Raw genomic sequence first — 15,134 nt, 5'->3', positions numbered from 1 at the left:
ACCCCGGCGGGCACCTGAGGCCGCGCCGAGGTAGCGCTGTCGGTGGCCCTGGGTAGGGTGGGCACGCCGGTGGCGCCGCTGCTGCCGAGAGGGAGGTTCCGTGCGCGTCGCGCTGTTCGCCACCTGCATCAACGAGGCCATGTTCCCGCAGGCGCCCGCCGCGACGGCACGGCTGCTCGAGCGGCTCGGGCACGAGGTGGTCTTCCCCGAGGCCCAGGCCTGCTGCGGGCAGATGCACGTCAACACCGGCTACTTCCGCGAGGCCGTGCCTGTGATCCGCAACCACGTGCGGGCGTTCGAGCCCGTCCTGGACGGCGAGTGGGACGCCGTTGTCGGGCCGTCCGGCTCGTGCGTGGGGTCGGTCCGTCACCAGCAGGCGATGGTCGCGAGGCGCGAGGGCGAGGACCGGCTCGCGCGTGACGCCGAGCTGGTGGCCGCGCGGACCTACGAGCTGTCGGAGCTGCTGGTGGACGTCCTGGGCCTGACCGACGTCGGAGCCTGGTTCCCCCACTCGGTGACCTACCACCCCACCTGCCACTCGCTGCGGATGATCAAGGTGGGCGACAAGCCGCTGCGGCTGCTGCGCGCGGTGGAGGGGATCGACCTGGTGGACCTGCCGGAGGCGGAGGCCTGCTGCGGGTTCGGCGGCACGTTCTCGCTGAAGAACTCCGAGACGTCCGCTGCGATGGTCCACGAGAAGGTGCGCCACGTGGTGAGCACAGGCGCCGGGGTGCTCGTGGCCGGGGACTACTCCTGCCTGATGAACATGGCGGGCAGCCTCTCCCGCCAGGGCACCGGTGTGCACGCCGCGCACCTGGCCGAGGTGCTCGCCAGCACCCGGGCGGAACCCTGGTCCCCGACGGTGCTGGCCGTGGACCGCACCCCGGCGACGGCGGTGCCCGCGGCTCCCCCAGGGGCTGCGGTGCCCGCGGCTCGCCCAGGGGCTGCGGTGCCCGCGGCTCGCCCCGGGACAGCGGCACCGCCCATCTCCCCGCGGACGACGGCGGAGGCCGGGCGATGACGACGTTCCTCGGCATGCCGCGCGTCACGCCGCAACCCGCTACGGCGCCGGAGGACCCGCTGCGGTGGGGGCCGGACTTCCCCACGGCGGCGCACGAGACCCTGGCCAACGGCCAGATGCGGGCCAACCTCAGCCACGCCACCCACACGATCCGGGACAAGCGGCTACGGGTGGTCTCCGAGCTGCCCGACTGGGAGGAGCTGCGGGACGCCGGGGCCGCCGTGAAGCACTGGACGATGTCGCACCTGCCCGAGCTGCTCGTCCAGCTCGAGGAGCAGGTGACCGCACGCGGCGGGGTGGTGCACTGGGCCCGCGACGCCGCGGAGGCCAACCGGATCGTCACCGAGCTCGTCCGGGCCACCGGCGAGACCGAGGTGGTCAAGGTCAAGTCGATGGCCACCCAGGAGATCGGCCTGAACGAGCACCTCGCCGCCGAGGGCATCACGGCCACGGAGACGGACCTGGCGGAGCTGATCGTCCAGCTGGCCGGGGACATGCCCTCGCACATCCTGGTCCCGGCGATCCACCGCAACCGCGACGAGATCCGCGCCATCTTCACCGAGCGGATGGGCGACGCGCCCGCGGACCTCACGAGCGAGCCGCGGGCGCTCGCGATGGCGGCCCGGGCGCACCTGCGGGCGAAGTTCCTCACCGCCAAGGTCGGGATCTCGGGGGCGAACCTGGCCGTCGCGGAGACCGGGACCGTGTCCGTCTTCGAGTCCGAGGGCAACGGGCGGATGTGCCTGACGCTGCCGGAGACGCTCATCACCGTGATGGGCATCGAGAAGGTCGTCCCGGCGTTCAGGGACCTCGAGATCTTCACCCAGCTCCTGCCGCGCTCGTCCACGGGCGAGCGGATGAACCCCTACACCACGATGTGGACCGGGGTGACTGCCGGCGACGGCCCGCAGGCCTTCCACCTGGTACTGCTCGACAACGGCCGCACGAAGGCCCTGGCGGACGAGGTCGGGCGCCAGGCGCTGCACTGCATCCGCTGCTCCGCCTGCATGAACGTCTGCCCGGTCTACGAGCACGCCGGCGGGCACGCGTACGGCTCGGTCTACCCCGGCCCGATCGGCGCGATCCTCACCCCGCAGCTGACCGGTATGGGCACCCGCGGGGCCACCGACCCGCACGACCCCACGGCTTCCCTGCCCTTCGCCAGCTCGTTGTGCGGGGCGTGCTACGAGGCCTGCCCGGTCAAGATCGACATCCCCTCCGCCCTGGTCCACCTGCGCAACCGCGCGGTGGAGTCCCAGCAGCGCAGAGTGCTGCCGACCGGCTGGGAGGCGGGCATGCGCGCCGCCTCGGCGGTGATGTCGTCCGGGTCGCGCTTCGCGGTCGCGGCGCGGGCCGCGGGCCTGGGCCGGATCGTCTCGCGCGAGGGCCGCATCGCGGCGCTGCCCTTCCCCGGATCGCTGTGGACCGGCGTCCGGGACGTGCCGGCACCTCCCCCGCAGTCGTTCCGTTCCTGGTGGCGCAAGCACCAGGCCGACGGCGCCGCCTGGCCCGACAGCGCGGCCCGGCCCGACGGCGCAGCCCGGCCCGACGGCGCAGGCCGGCCCGACCACGCTCCGGGCGCACCAGGGGGCGAGGCGTGATGGAGGCACGCGAGGCGATCCTCGCCCGGGTCCGCGACGCGCTCGGCCGCTCCCAGACCGCGCCCGCACCCGAGGTGCCCCGGGACTACCGCGCCCACTCGGACGTCACCCCCGGCTCCTCCGCGGCGATCGAGCTGCTCGTCGACCGCCTGGTCGACTACCGGGCGCACGTGCACCGGTGCGGAACCGGAGACCTCGCCAGCACCCTCGGCCAGCTGCTCGGCGAGGCCGGCTCCGTCGTCGTCCCGGCCGGCCTGCCGCCGGAGTGGGTGGACGGCGTCAGCGCCGCCGGCGCCCGGGTGCTACTGGACACCGCCGCCGAGCCGCTGAGCCACGTCGAGCTCGACCGGGCCGGCGCGGTCCTGACGGCGGCGCGCGTGGCGATCGCCGAGTCGGGCACGATCGTGCTGGACGCCGAGGAGGACCAGGGACGCCGCGCCATCAGCCTGGTGCCGGACCGCCACGTCTGCGTCCTCCACGCGCGCCAGGTGGTCGCGACCGTCCCCGAGGCGGTCGCGATCCTGGGGCAGCATCCGCACCGGCCCATGACCTGGATCGCCGGGCCGAGCGCCACCAGCGACATCGAGCTGATCCGCGTCGAGGGCGTCCACGGCCCACGCACCCTCGACGTCGTCATCGTCACGTGAGCGTGGCGGCAGGGTCCGGGCACGGGGCGTGCGCGGCACCTAGACTTGCCGGTGCCCCGGTAGGGGGGCGCGGACCAGGTACGGAGGACGTGGCATGCCCCTGGGCGAACTTCGGGTGGACGAGCTCGACGACGGACCCCAGGAGGGCCTCTTCGACCTGCCGCCCGGGTCACGGCACGCGCGGGCGCGAGTGGTGCTGCTGACAGGCCCGTCGGGGTCGGGCAAGACGTCGTTGACGCGGCGGGTCGGCCTGCCCGTGGTCTCCCTGGACGACTTCTACCTCGACGGCGACCACCCCGGGCTGCCGCGGCGCTACGGCGTCGTGGACTGGGACTCCCCGCGCACCTGGGACAAGACCGGCGCCATGGCGGCGCTGGTCGAGCTCGCCACCACCGGCGAGGCGGAGCTGCCGGTCTACGACATCCCCACGAACGCGCGCACCGGCACCACCCGGCTCTCGCTCGACGGCTTCCCCGTCTTCATCGCCGAGGGCATCTTCGCCGCGGAGATCGTCGAGGCGTGCCTCGAGGAGGACATCCTGGCCGACGCGCTGTGCATCTTCCGGCCCCGGGCGCAGACCTTCTGGTTCCGGCTGATGCGGGACCTCGGCGAGGCGCGCAAGCCGCCGGTGACGCTGGTGCGGCGCGGCCTCAACCTGGCGAGGAACGAGCCGGCGATGATCGCCGACCTCGTCGCCAAGGGCTGCCGGAAGGTCCGCGTCGAGGAGGCGGAGCGGGACATCCGTGCGCTGCTGACCGCGCACTGAGTCCCGGCGGCACGAGCCACCCCGGGAACGGCACGAGCGCCGCCAGGTCGGGAACGGCACGAGCGCCGCCAGGTCACGGTACGACCTCGATCGGGTCACGATCCGGCCACCGCCGCCCGGGACGACGGGCCCCGGGCCTACGTTGCGGCCATGAGACGGCTGCGCTGGTTCCTCGCCCTGCTGTGCGGCGTGCTGCTGCTGGCCGGCTGCACCTCCGGGTCGGAGGACGCGTCCGACGAGTCCGGGGGCGGGGGCGTCCCGGCCCAGGACGCCGGCGGCGACGGCGCCGAGGGCGAAGGAGCCGGGGCGGACGACGGCGGCGGCGAGGATCGCCAGGTCGTCACGACGGCGGACGCCACGGTCGTCGTCGACGATCCCGCCGCCGCGGCGGACGAGGTCGCGGCGCTGGCCGAGCGCGCCGGCGGTCGCGTGGACCAGCGCAACGGGCAGGCGGCCGGTGCGGAGGGCACGGACTCGCGCCCCTCGGCGTGGCTCACCGTGCGCATCCCCGCGGACCAGCTCTCCACGGTGCTCGACCAGCTCGAGGCGGTCGGCGAGGTGCGCCAGCTCTCCCAGGACTCCACGGACGTCACCAGCACCACCCGGGACCTCGACGCCCGCATCACGGCGCTGCGGACCTCGGTGGACCGCCTGCTGGGGATCATGGCCGACGCCGACGACAGCACCGCCCTCATCGCCGCGGAGTCGGCGATCAGCGAGCGGCAGGCGGAGCTGGAGTCCCTCCAGTCCGAGCGGGCGCACCTGGCCGACCAGGTCGCGATGTCGACGCTCCGGGTGGAGCTGGTGGCGCGGGACGACCCGGTGGTGGTCAACGCCGGCGGCTTCGTCGGCGGGCTGCGGACCGGCTGGGACGCCCTGGTCACCGCCCTCGACGGGCTCCTCGTGGGCCTCGGCGTGCTGCTGCCGTGGCTCGTGGTGATCGGCGTGCCCGCGGCGGCAGTGCTCTGGTTCGCCCGGCGGCGGCGCCGCACCGCCGGCTGACCGGTCCGGTCACCGCTCGTCCTTCCCGAGGTACGCCATGGCTGCGACGACGAGGGCCTCGGTGCCCGTGCTCAGCGTGGGCTGGACGACCGGGGCGAACGTCGGCGAGTGGTTGGGCGGCCCCGGGCGGTCGGGCGGGAACCCGCCGATCCCCCAGTACGTGTAGGGCGTGCCGAACGCGTCGGGCACCCGGCTGAAGTCCTCGCTCGCCGTCGCCCGGCCCAGCTCGGTGACCCGGTCGCGCCCGAAGTGTGCGCGGAAGGCCTCGGTGACCGTGGCGGTGACCTCGGCGTCGTTGTCGGTGAGCGGGAACTGGTCGTAGTACTCGAAGGTCGGCGGCTCGGGGGCACCGGCCGCCGCGCACTCCGCCCGGACGATCCGCTCCACGGCGTCGACCACCGTCTGCCGCACCGCCGGGTCGTAGGTGCGAAGGTTGACGAGCAGGACGGCGCGGTCCGGGATGGTGTTGCTCGTCGAGCCGGCGACGATGCTGCCGACCGTGACCACGGCGAACTCCCCGGGTCTGACCTCCCGCGAGACGATCGTCTGCAGGCGCAGCACGATCGACGCGGCGAGCACCACGGGGTCGACGCCCAGGTGCGGCATCGAGCCGTGAGAACCCTTCCCGACGACCGTGATCCGGATGCTGTCGCCCGCCGAGAGGACGGGCCCGGCCTGCGTCCCGACGACGCCTGCGGCGTGGTCCAGGACGTGCTGGCCGAGGGCGACGTCCGGGCGCGGGATCCTCTCGGTCAGCCCGTCCTCGAGCATGGCTCTTGCGCCCGCCGCAGTCTCCTCGGCGGGCTGGAACAGCGCGACGAACGTGCCGCGCCAGGCCTGGGGGCGCGCGGCGAGGAGCTCCGCCGCACCCAGCAGGCAGGCGACGTGCACGTCGTGCCCGCACGCGTGCATCACCCCGACGGTGGCGCCGGTGGGGTCGACGGTGGTCCGGGTGGACGCGTACGGCAGCCCGGTCCGCTCGGTGACCGGAAGGGCGTCCATGTCGGCCCTCGTCAGCACGGTGGGACCGTCGCCGTTCGCGAGCACGCCGACCACGCCGCCGCCGACCCGCTGGACGGCGTAGCCGAAGCTCTCCAGCCGCCGCGCGACCTCGCCGGACGTCCGGGCCTCCTGCGAGCTCAGCTCCGGGTGCGCGTGCAGGTCCTTGTACAGCTCCTCCTGCCACACCGTCGTGGCGGGCAGACCCTCGAGAACCTCCTGGACGCGGCGCATGGCCGATCCTCTCCCGGGCGGCGTGCGCCGGCAAAGGCAGAGGTGCGGGCGTCGCGCGTCCAGGACCGCCGGCGGGGAAGAAGCCGGGGCTGCCCCGGCGGCTCCGCCGTCGCCGATCAGCGGGGCTTGACCAACGGGAAGGTGATGGTCTCTCGGATCCCCCTGCCCGTGAGGGCCATGAGGAGGCGGTCGATGCCCATGCCCATGCCGCCGGCGGGCGGCATGCCCTGCTCCATGGCCTCGAGAAAGTCCTCGTCGAGAACCATGGCCTCGGGATCGCCCGCGGCGGCTGCGAGCGCCTGCGCGGCGAAGCGCTCGCGCTGGACCACCGGGTCGACCAGCTCGGAGTACGCCGTGGCCAGCTCGAAGCCGCGCACGTACAGGTCCCACTTCTCCACGACGCCCGGCTTGGAGCGGTGGGCGCGGGTGAGCGGGGAGGTGTCCACGGGGAAGTCGCGCACGAAGGTCGGCGCGTGGAGCGAGTCGCCCACGAGGTGCTCGAAGAGCTCCTCGACCACCTTGCCGTGGGTGTAGTGCGGCGCCACGTCGAGCTCGAGCCGGTCGGCGTGGGCCAGCAGGGTCTCCATCGGCGTGGTGGGGGTGATCTCCTCGCCGAGCCGCTCGGAGACCGACTCGAAGAGGCTGAGCTCCGCCCACTCGCCGCCGAGGTCGTACTCGGTGCCGTCCTCGAGCGTGACGGTGGTCGAGCCGTAGGCGTCGAGCGCGGCCTGCTGGACGAGGGTGCGCGTGAGCTCGGCCATCGTGTCGTAGGAGCCGTACGCCTCGTACGCCTCGAGCATCGAGAACTCCGGCGAGTGCGTGGAGTCCGCTCCCTCGTTGCGGAAGTTGCGGTTGATCTCGAAGACCCGGTCCACCCCGCCGACCACGGCGCGCTTGAGGAAGAGCTCCGGAGCGATGCGCATGTACAGGTCCATGTCGTACGCGTTCATGTGGGTCACGAACGGCCGGGCCGCGGCGCCGCCGGGCTGGACCTGGAGCATCGGCGTCTCGATCTCGACGAAGTCGCGCGCGTCCAGGGTGCGCCGCAGGGACTTCACGACGGCGGCGCGGGTGCGCACCATCTCGCGCGCGGCCGGCCGCATGATCAGGTCGAGGTGGCGACGGCGGACCCGCCCCTCCTCGGAGAGCGCGACGAGCTCGCCGGCCTCGTTCTCGTAGGTCTTGGGCAGCGGGCGCAGCGCCTTGGCCGCGAGCTGGAAGGAGTCGGCGAACACGCTCAGCTCGCCGCGGCGCGAGGCGATGACGCGGCCACGCACGAAGAGGTGATCACCGAGGTCGACGTCGGACTTGAAGGCCGCCAGCGCCTCCTCCCCCACCTCGGCCTTGGAGAGCATGGCCTGCAGCTGCCTGCCCTCGCCGTCCTGGAGGGTGGCGAAGCAGAGCTTGCCGGTGTTGCGCAGGTACATGACGCGGCCGGCGACGCCGACGACGTGGTCGGTCTCCTCGCCCGGCTCGAGCGCCCCGAACCGGGCCCGCACGTCGGCGATGGTGGTGGTGACGGGCAGGGTGACCGGGTAAGGGTCAATGCCCGAGTCCAGGAGTCGCTGACGCTTCTCGGTCCGCACGCGCACCTGCTCGGGCGCGTCGTGGGCCTGCTCGTCGTGCTCGGCGCCGGTGGTGACGGCGCTCTTCTCCTCGGTCTGCTCGGTCACCGCTACAGGGTAGCCGGGGCCAGGCGCCTCGCCCGCGGGCGGGGGCGTGAGGTGCGCGACTGGGACGCTCCTGCGGCCTCGGTCGGGCCTACGACGGGAGCGAGGCCCGGTACGCCGCCGTCGTGATGCCGCTGGCCTCGACGAACGGCGCCTCCCCCGCCTCGGTGTCCGGGACCTGGCCCGGCTCGTCGCCGACGTCGACGATCCGGTTCTCGGCGTCCACGAACACCACGCGGGGGGTGTAGGTGCGGGCGTCGGCGTCGTCCAGCTGCCCGTAGGCGATGAGGATGACCAGGTCCCCCGCGTGCACGAGGTGGGCGGCGGCGCCGTTGATGCAGAGCACCCCGGAGCCGCGCTCACCCGGGATGACGTAGGTGCTCAGGCGGGCGCCGTTGGTGACGTCGACGACGTCGACCTGCTGCCCCGGAAGGAGGTCGGCGGCGTCGAGCAGGTCGGCGTCGACGGTGATCGAGCCGACGTAGTGCAGGTCCGCCGCCGTGATGGTGGCCCGGTGGATCTTGGAGATCATCATCGGTCGCAGGAGGGAGCGGGGCGTGGTCACGGTCGGGGTCCTCGCAGGTCGACGGTCATGTTGTCGATGAGCCGGGTGGTGCCCACCCGGGCGGCCACGGCGAGCAGGCCGGCGCCCGCGGCACCCTGGTTCAGCGGGAGGAAGGTGTCCGGATCGACAAGAGCAAGGTAGTCCACCTCCACGCCGTCCGCCGAGCCGAGCACCTCCTCGGCCGCGTGCAGCACGTCGGCCGGGCCGCCGCCCGCCGCGCCGGCGTCCCGGCCCGCGGCAAGCGCGCGGGAGAGAGCGAGGGCACGACGCCGCTCCTGGGCCGAGAGGTAGGTGTTGCGGCTGGACATGGCCAGGCCGTCCTCCTCGCGCCGGATCGGCACCCCGACGATCTCGACGCCGAGGTCCAGGTCGCGCACGAGGGTGCGGACCAGGGCGAGCTGCTGGGCGTCCTTCTGCCCGAAGACGGCGACGTCGGGACGCACCAGGCTCAGCACCTTGGTGACGATCTGCAGCACGCCCGCGAAGTGCCCAGGGCGGGTGCGGCCCTCGAGCACGCCTGCCACCGGGCCGGGGTCGATCCGCACGAGCGGCTCTGCGGGATAGGCCTCCTCGTCGTCGGGGGCGAACACCAGGTCCACGCCCTCGCGGGCGAGCAGCGCGACGTCGGCGTCCAGGTCCCGCGGGTACGCCTCGAGGTCCTCACCCGGCCCGAACTGGAGCGGGTTGACGTAGATCGAGACCACGACGTGGTCGGCCCGCGACCGAGCCTCGCGCACCAGCGCCAGGTGCCCGTCGTGCAGGGCGCCCATCGTCATGACCAGCGCCCGCGCGCCCGGGAGCGCCGCGAGCGCCGCGCGCAGCTCGGCCCGGGTGTGCACGACGACGGGCTCGAGCGGCGTCGTCGGCGCCTCCGCCCGCGACGCCCCGGCGCTCGCCGTCGTCCCGGCGCTCGCCGTCGCCCCGGCGTCAGTCGTCCGGGGGCCCGCCCCGGCGAAGGGCGCGGCTCCCCCTCGGGCAGGCCCGACTCCCCCCTCCGGGGCGTCGCCGGCCGCGAGGACGTCCAGCAGCCGGGCGGCCGGGGCCTCGGCGAGGCGTCCGGTGGCCAGGGCCCGGCGGGTGGTGGCGCGGGCGAGGTGCCGGTAGGTCTCGACGACGTCGGCGAGCTCCTCACCGAGCCCGCCGAGGGCGGCGAGGTGGGCCTCGACCGTGCCGGCGTCACCGCGGACGACAGGGCCGGTCAGGCTCTGCTCGCCGCTGCGCACCGCGCCGTCGAGCGCGGCGGAGAGCAGCGGCGCCAGGTAGGCGCCGGGCTCGGTGAGACCCGCCGCGGCGAGGGTGCGCTCCGCCTGCGCGACGAGGGTGACGAGGTGGTTCGCGCCGTGGGCCAGGGCCGCGTGGTAGACGGGACGGTCCTCCTCGGCCAGGACCACGGGCTCCCCGCCGATCTCGACGACGAGCGCCTGCGCGATGGGAAGCACCGGCGCCGCGGCGGTGACGGCGAACGGGCAGCCCGTCAGCCGCGAGATGTCCAGGCTGGTTCCCGTGAAGGTCATGGCCGGGTGGATCGCGAGCGTGATGGCCCCGGCCGCGCGCGCGGGCGCGAGCACCTCGGTGCCGTAGCGGCCGGAGGTGTGAACCACGAGCTGGCCGGGCTGCCAGCGGCCCAGGTCGGCGAGGCCGCGGACGAGATCGGCGAGGACGTCGTCCGGGACGGTGAGGAGGACGAGCTCGGCCCGCTCGACGACCTCCTCGATCCCGAGCACGGGCACGCCGGGCAGCAGGGCGTCCACGCGGTCGCGGCTCTCGGCGGAGACGGCGGTGGCGCCGACGACGGCGTGCCCCGCGCCGCGCAGGGCGCTGGCCAGGACCGCGCCGACACGGCCGGCGCCGACGACGCCGACGCCGAGTCGTCCGGGGCGTGCGCCGGGGCGCACGCCGGTGCCTGCTGGATCGGTGGGTGGGAAGCTCACCGGCCCATCATCCCAGGGGCTCGGGCGTCCCCGTCGTCCGGGCCTGCTCCGTGGGCACCTCGGTGGGCGGGGCCTGCCCCGTGGGCGCCTCGGTGGGCGGGGCCTGCTCCATGGGCACCTCCACCCGTCGCATCCACTCCTCGGGGCCCTCGGCGGCCCGCGCCGTGCGGGCGCGTTCGGCCTGCTCCATCAGCACCGCCAGGGCCAGGTCCTCGTCGAGGTGGAACGCGACGGGCGTGACCGGCCCGGGCACAGAGTGGGCGTGCAGGTCGGCGAGGCGGAGCCGCCGCTCCAGCGGGCCCTGCTGGAGCGCCAGCGACTGGGTGCGCTCGTGCGGGACGACGGCGAGCGAGCGGGTGAGCCGACCGCTGCGCATGAGCAGCGCCGTGCGGGTGATGCGCAGGCCGTTGCGCCGCCACGTGATCGGGTCGAGCCAGCGCGCCCGGCGGGGGCTCGTGCGGAAGCCCGCGTGCTCGCCGGCCCCCTCGAGGGCGGCGTCGAGGAGCTCGTGGGGGTCGTCCACGCCGAGGTCCGGCAGCACCAGCCACAGCGCGGTGAGCGCGTCCCCGCGGGGGCCGACGGGCAGCAGGACGGTCTCCACGGCCCCCTGGCCCGAGGCGTCCGCGCCGTAGCCGGCGACGTTGACCTCCAGGCGCCACCAGTCGAAGCGGCGCCACAGCCACGCCTGCGACAGGCGCACCGCCTGGACGCGGCCGGGCGGGAGCGTCTGGGTCCGGGTCTCGAGCAGCCCGTGCCGGAGCCGGATGCCGTCGGGCGAGAGCGCCGCTCGGAAGCCGAACTCGCCGGCGAACCGGTTCCACAGGTAGCCGCCCCAGCCGAGCAGCGCGGGCACCGCGCCGAAGATCGGCGCGATGCTGCTGGTGATCACGGCCGCGACCACCAGGCCGATCATCACCAGCACGAAGAGAGCAAGGCTCCCGGAGAGCGCCAGGGCCACGATCAGCCGGCCGGGCGGTACCTGGAGCACCTCGCGCTCGGGGGCCGCGGCCACGGCGGGCGGGGCGGCGCCGTCGACCGCGGCGGGTCCGGCCGCGGGGACGTCGATCCCGGCCGCCCGCGCCATCACCTCGTTGCGGAGGTCCTGCGCCTCGGCCTCGCGCAGGTAGCCGATCACGACGTTTGACTCGCCACCGCCGGCGGTCTCGATGCGCACCTGGGCGAGCCCGAAGAGCCGGCCGAGCAACGGCTGGACGACGTCGACCGCCTGGACCCGGACGAGGCGGGCGTGACGCTGCTGACGGAAGAGGATCCCGGTGTGCAGATCGACGGACTCGCTCGAGACTGCGAACCGCATCCGGCGCCAGGCGAGCATCGAGTACAGCCCGGCGAGGAGGGCGACGAGGACGAGGAAGCCGACCACCGCGAGCACCACGGTGGTGCGGTGACGGTCGACGGACGCCCACACGTCGGGGACGTTGCCGAGCTGGTCCGAGACCTGCCAGACGAACGCGGCCACCACGGCCGCGACGACCTTCCAGGCGTTGAGGATCGGGGTGACCTTGTGGACGCGCCGCCAGGCGACCTCGCCCGCGCCGGCCTGGCCGGTGGCACGCACGTCGTGGGTCACAGCCCCGCCAGCCGGGCCTCACCGCGCGCGGTCAGCCGGTCGCGCAGCCGGGCGGCCTCCTCGGGCGGCAGCCCGGGGATCGTGGCGTCGGTCTGCGCCGCCGCCGTGTGCAGGCGGACCTGGGCGACCCCGCACCGGCGGTCCAGCGGGCCGGCGTTGACGTCGACGAACTGCATGCGCCCGTAGGGCACGACCGTGAGAGACCTGAACAGGATGCCCCTGCGGACGAGCAGGTCGTCGGCGGCCTCCGCGTAGCCGAGGGCGCGGACCTGCCGCGGGATCAGCCAGAGCAGCCAGGCGAGCACGGCCAGCACGACGGCGGGCGCCGCCCAGGCCCACCCGCCGACCAGGAAGCCCAGGACGACCGATCCGGCCAGCGGCAGCGCCGCCGAGGCGAGCAGCGTGATCACCCGCGCGGTCACCAGCCCGTGCGAGACCGGCGTGAACACGACGCCGGCGGGCTCGAACGGGCTCCGCGCGGCGCCGACGTCACGGGCGTCGTCGGCCCTGGGCGCGCCGGTCACGGGCATCTCCTCGGTCACTGACCCAGCGTGGCAGAGATCGTCGCCACCGCCATCATCCTTCGGAGTGAACCTCCGCAGGTCAGGCGGCGGAGGCGCCGTGGTTGGCCCCCGTGGTGGGGTCCTCGTCGTCGTCGGGCGGCACCCGGCACCACCACTCGACCAGCAGGGCCACGCCGACCAGCGCGAGGCAGGCGACGACGGCGAGGCCGGCGGCGACCGCCTGCTCGCGCGGCAGCGGCGCGGAGAGGTTGTCCAGCGCCACGAGGACGTGCGCGCCGAAGTAGCCCACGAGCACGGACCCGACCAGCGAGCTGGCCTTGGCCAGGAGCACCACGCGGGCCGCCCCCAGCGGCGTCATGGACGTGCGCTCCTGGTTGACCAGACGCCGGACGCCCCGGCCGAGCATGAGCAGGACGACGGCGAGCAGCGCCGGTCCGACGGCGGTGACCGCGGGGACGGGCACGGGCAGGAGCCCGCGGGCCTCGACGCCCTCGAGCACGAGGAACGAGATCAGCCCGCCCCCGAGCGTGAGCAGCACGAGGCTCTGCCAGGAGGTGCGCCTCACCGCATTGCCTCCGGGCCGGCCGGGCGGGGGTCGCGCACGAGCCAGTCGTCCCCCGCCCAGCTCAGCGCGTCGCGGTCGGCGGCGCGGGCGGCGAGGTCGGCCACCACGCCACCGCGCGCGCCGGGCAGGACCGCGGTCGGGTCGGCGCGGGCCCACGGCGCGAGGACGAACGCCCGCTCGTGGGCGCGCGGGTGCGGCAGGGTCAGCTCGGCGTCGGCGTCGACCACGTCGCCGACGGTCACGAGGTCCAGGTCGAGGGTGCGCGCGCCCCAGCGCTCCGTCCGCACGCGCCCGTGGGCGTCCTCGACCCGGTGGGCGAGCGCGAGCAGCTCGGCCGGCGCGAGGGTGGTCGTGCCGAGCACGACGGCGTTGAGGTAGTCGGGCTGCGGCGCCTGACCCGGGTCGAGCACCGGTGCGGTGCGCGCGAGGGGCGAGACCGTCGTGACGGCGACACCGCCCGCGTGCGCCAGGTCGGCGACGGCGCGGCGGAGGGTGGCGACGGCGTCGCCGAGGTTGGCGCCGAGCGCGAGGACGAACGGGACCGGCTCGGAGGGCCGGCGGTGGAGCGCGTCGCCAGCCGACGCCGGCCCACCAGACGCAGCCGAGCCCGACGCAGCTCCACCGGTCGTCGGCGAGATCGAGGATCTGGTCGTCCCGGCGACCATTTCCTCGATCTCGTTGGCGCGCTCGATCTCGTCGAGTGACAGGTCCCCCGCGCCGTTCGCGCGCCCGATCTCGCCGGCGCGGCGGCGCACGGACACCTGGACGTCGTCGAAGGGCACGCTGAGCGGGGCCTGCGGCTTGTGGACGGTGACGTCGACCGCGTGCACGCCGGGGCGGGCCAGGACGGCGTCCGCGATCCGCGCGGCGAGCGTCTCGACCAGGTCGACCGGCTCGCCCGCCAGCACGGCGACCACGTCCTGGGCAACGTCCGCGTAGCTGACCGTCCGCGCGAGGTCGTCGGCGGCCCCTGCGGTGCGGGTGTCCAGGTGCAGCACCACGTCGGCGGCGAAGTCCTGCCCGTCGCGGCGCTCGTGCTCGTAGACCCCGTGGTGCCCGCGCGCCCGCAGGCCGAGCAGGCGGATGCGGTCGAGCTCGCGCCCGGCGCCGTCGAGGACCGGGCCGGCGAGGTCGCTCACGAGTGCTCCCGCCACTCGGCCGCCACCCGGACGGCGTCCAGGCTGCCGGTCACCTCGTGCACCCGGACGGCCCAGGCGCCGGCCGCGGCGGACAGCGCGCTGACGGCCGCCGTGGCCGCGTCCCGCGCGAGCGGCTCGTCCGCCAGGCGCGGAGCGACCACGCCGGAGAGGAACCGCTTGCGGGACGCCCCCACCAGGATGGGGCGGCCGAGCTCGAGCAGGGCGTCGAGATGGGTCAGCAGGGTCCAGTTGTGGCCGGCGTCCTTGGCGAAGCCGAGGCCCGGGTCGAGCACCACCTGCTCCTCGCGGACCCCCGCGGCCAGCGCCTCCGCGAGACGCTCCGCCAGCTCGGCGCGCACCTCGGCGACGACGTCGTCGTACTCGGCGAGGTCGTTCATCGTCTCGGGGGTGCCACGCCAGTGCTGGAGGACGTAGACCGCGCCGCTGCGGGCGACGGTCGCCGTCATCTCCGGGTCGAACAGGCCGCCGGACACGTCGTTGACGATCAGGGCGCCGGCCCGGGTGACCGCCTCGGCGGTCGAGGCGTTGACGGTGTCGACGCTGACCACGGCCCCCTCGCGGGCGAGGGTCTCCACGACGGGCAGGACGCGGGCTAGTTCCTGGTCCGGGGAGACGTGGGCGGCGCCGGGCCGGGTGGACTCGCCCCCGACGTCGACGATGTCCGCGCCCTGGGCGAGCAGGTGCCGGCCGTGGGCGATCGCGACGTCGGTGTCGAACCACTGGCCGCCGTCGGAGAAGGAGTCCGGCGTGACGTTGACGACGCCCATCACCAGGGTGCGCCCCGGGTCGCGGAGTGCCGGGGGCAGGGGCTCGGGTCCCCGGGGGGCGGGCCGGGCCGATCGCTCGCTCATCGCACCAGGC

The 15,134-nt window shown here is 75.0% G+C and carries 14 protein-coding genes; 5 read left to right on the top strand and 9 right to left on the bottom strand.

The genetic code is table 11. The features are described from left to right. Positions 1-100 precede the first annotated feature (100 nt). The 5 genes from KZX45_RS04320 to KZX45_RS04300 all read left to right on the top strand — a co-directional run bounded on the left by KZX45_RS04320 (position 101) and on the right by KZX45_RS04300 (position 5,037). A complete protein-coding gene (locus KZX45_RS04320; RefSeq protein ID WP_308221700.1) occupies positions 101-1,021 on the top strand; it encodes a (Fe-S)-binding protein in 921 nt (306 codons plus the stop codon). Further along, on the top strand, positions 1,018-2,622 hold the full coding sequence (locus tag KZX45_RS04315) for a LutB/LldF family L-lactate oxidation iron-sulfur protein (protein ID WP_248256486.1): 1,605 nt from the start codon (positions 1,018-1,020) through the stop codon (positions 2,620-2,622). Before KZX45_RS04320 ends, KZX45_RS04315 begins: the two co-directional genes overlap by 4 nt. Next, positions 2,622-3,269, top strand: a complete 648-nt coding sequence (locus KZX45_RS04310; protein WP_248256751.1) for a lactate utilization protein C — start codon at positions 2,622-2,624, stop codon at positions 3,267-3,269. The genes KZX45_RS04315 and KZX45_RS04310 overlap by 1 nt, the downstream gene beginning before the upstream one ends. Positions 3,270-3,363: 94 nt before the next feature. Beyond that, positions 3,364-4,035, top strand: a complete 672-nt coding sequence (locus KZX45_RS04305; protein WP_248256485.1) for a uridine kinase — start codon at positions 3,364-3,366, stop codon at positions 4,033-4,035. Between the two features lie 150 nt (positions 4,036-4,185). Further along, positions 4,186-5,037, top strand: coding sequence for a DUF4349 domain-containing protein (locus tag KZX45_RS04300; protein ID WP_248256484.1), 852 nt, complete (start codon positions 4,186-4,188; stop codon positions 5,035-5,037). Positions 5,038-5,046: 9 nt separating this feature from the next. Here KZX45_RS04300 and KZX45_RS04295 read toward each other — a convergent pair whose 3' ends face one another. From KZX45_RS04295 to folP, 9 genes are all read right to left on the bottom strand, one after another. Further along, the gene (locus tag KZX45_RS04295; RefSeq protein ID WP_248256483.1) at positions 5,047-6,270 is read right to left on the bottom strand and encodes an amidohydrolase; all 1,224 of its coding nucleotides are present in this window, start codon (positions 6,268-6,270) and stop codon (positions 5,047-5,049) included. A gap of 116 nt (positions 6,271-6,386) precedes the next feature. Next, on the bottom strand, positions 6,387-7,943 hold the full coding sequence (gene lysS / locus KZX45_RS04290) for a lysine--tRNA ligase (RefSeq protein WP_374112542.1): 1,557 nt from the start codon (positions 7,941-7,943) through the stop codon (positions 6,387-6,389). 88 nt (positions 7,944-8,031) lie between these two features. After that, entirely contained in the window at positions 8,032-8,475 is a 444-nt protein-coding gene (gene panD, locus KZX45_RS04285; RefSeq protein ID WP_248256749.1) for an aspartate 1-decarboxylase, read from the bottom strand. 26 nt (positions 8,476-8,501) lie between these two features. Next, positions 8,502-10,436, bottom strand: a complete 1,935-nt coding sequence (gene panC, locus KZX45_RS20430) for a pantoate--beta-alanine ligase (protein WP_374112541.1) — start codon at positions 10,434-10,436, stop codon at positions 8,502-8,504. 7 nt (positions 10,437-10,443) lie between these two features. After that, a complete protein-coding gene (locus tag KZX45_RS04270; protein ID WP_248256482.1) occupies positions 10,444-12,024 on the bottom strand; it encodes a PH domain-containing protein in 1,581 nt (526 codons plus the stop codon). Further along, the gene (locus tag KZX45_RS04265) at positions 12,021-12,566 is read right to left on the bottom strand and encodes a PH domain-containing protein (protein ID WP_248256481.1); all 546 of its coding nucleotides are present in this window, start codon (positions 12,564-12,566) and stop codon (positions 12,021-12,023) included. Before KZX45_RS04265 ends, KZX45_RS04270 begins: the two co-directional genes overlap by 4 nt. A 61-nt stretch (positions 12,567-12,627) precedes the next feature. Beyond that, complete coding sequence (locus KZX45_RS04260) at positions 12,628-13,113, bottom strand: DUF3180 domain-containing protein (RefSeq protein WP_248256480.1); 486 nt, start codon at positions 13,111-13,113, stop codon at positions 12,628-12,630. Beyond that, a complete protein-coding gene (folK, locus tag KZX45_RS04255) occupies positions 13,110-14,252 on the bottom strand; it encodes a 2-amino-4-hydroxy-6-hydroxymethyldihydropteridine diphosphokinase (RefSeq protein WP_248256479.1) in 1,143 nt (380 codons plus the stop codon). Before folK ends, KZX45_RS04260 begins: the two co-directional genes overlap by 4 nt. After that, a complete protein-coding gene (gene folP, locus KZX45_RS04250) occupies positions 14,249-15,124 on the bottom strand; it encodes a dihydropteroate synthase (protein WP_248256478.1) in 876 nt (291 codons plus the stop codon). The genes folK and folP overlap by 4 nt, the downstream gene beginning before the upstream one ends. Between the last annotated feature and the right edge of the window lie 10 nt (positions 15,125-15,134).

This window comes from Georgenia sp. EYE_87 (assembly GCF_023148685.1).
Classification (GTDB): domain Bacteria; phylum Actinomycetota; class Actinomycetes; order Actinomycetales; family Actinomycetaceae; genus Georgenia.
The sequence above is the reverse complement of the archived record's forward strand: the minus strand, read 5'-3'. Positions and strand labels throughout refer to the sequence as shown.

What these genes read in the sequence shown, in the direction of transcription:
- KZX45_RS04315 (WP_248256486.1), top strand. Translation starts at nt 1,018, where the DNA reads ATGACGACGTTCCTCGGCATGCCGCGCGTCACGCCGCAACCCGCTACG.
- KZX45_RS04310 (WP_248256751.1), top strand. Translation starts at nt 2,622, where the DNA reads ATGGAGGCACGCGAGGCGATCCTCGCCCGGGTCCGCGACGCGCTCGGC.
- KZX45_RS04305 (WP_248256485.1), top strand. Translation starts at nt 3,364, where the DNA reads ATGCCCCTGGGCGAACTTCGGGTGGACGAGCTCGACGACGGACCCCAG.
- KZX45_RS04300 (WP_248256484.1), top strand. Translation starts at nt 4,186, where the DNA reads ATGAGACGGCTGCGCTGGTTCCTCGCCCTGCTGTGCGGCGTGCTGCTG.
- KZX45_RS04295 (WP_248256483.1), bottom strand. Translation starts at nt 6,270, where the DNA reads ATGCGCCGCGTCCAGGAGGTTCTCGAGGGTCTGCCCGCCACGACGGTG.
- panD (WP_248256749.1), bottom strand. Translation starts at nt 8,475, where the DNA reads ATGATGATCTCCAAGATCCACCGGGCCACCATCACGGCGGCGGACCTG.
- folP (WP_248256478.1), bottom strand. Translation starts at nt 15,124, where the DNA reads ATGAGCGAGCGATCGGCCCGGCCCGCCCCCCGGGGACCCGAGCCCCTG.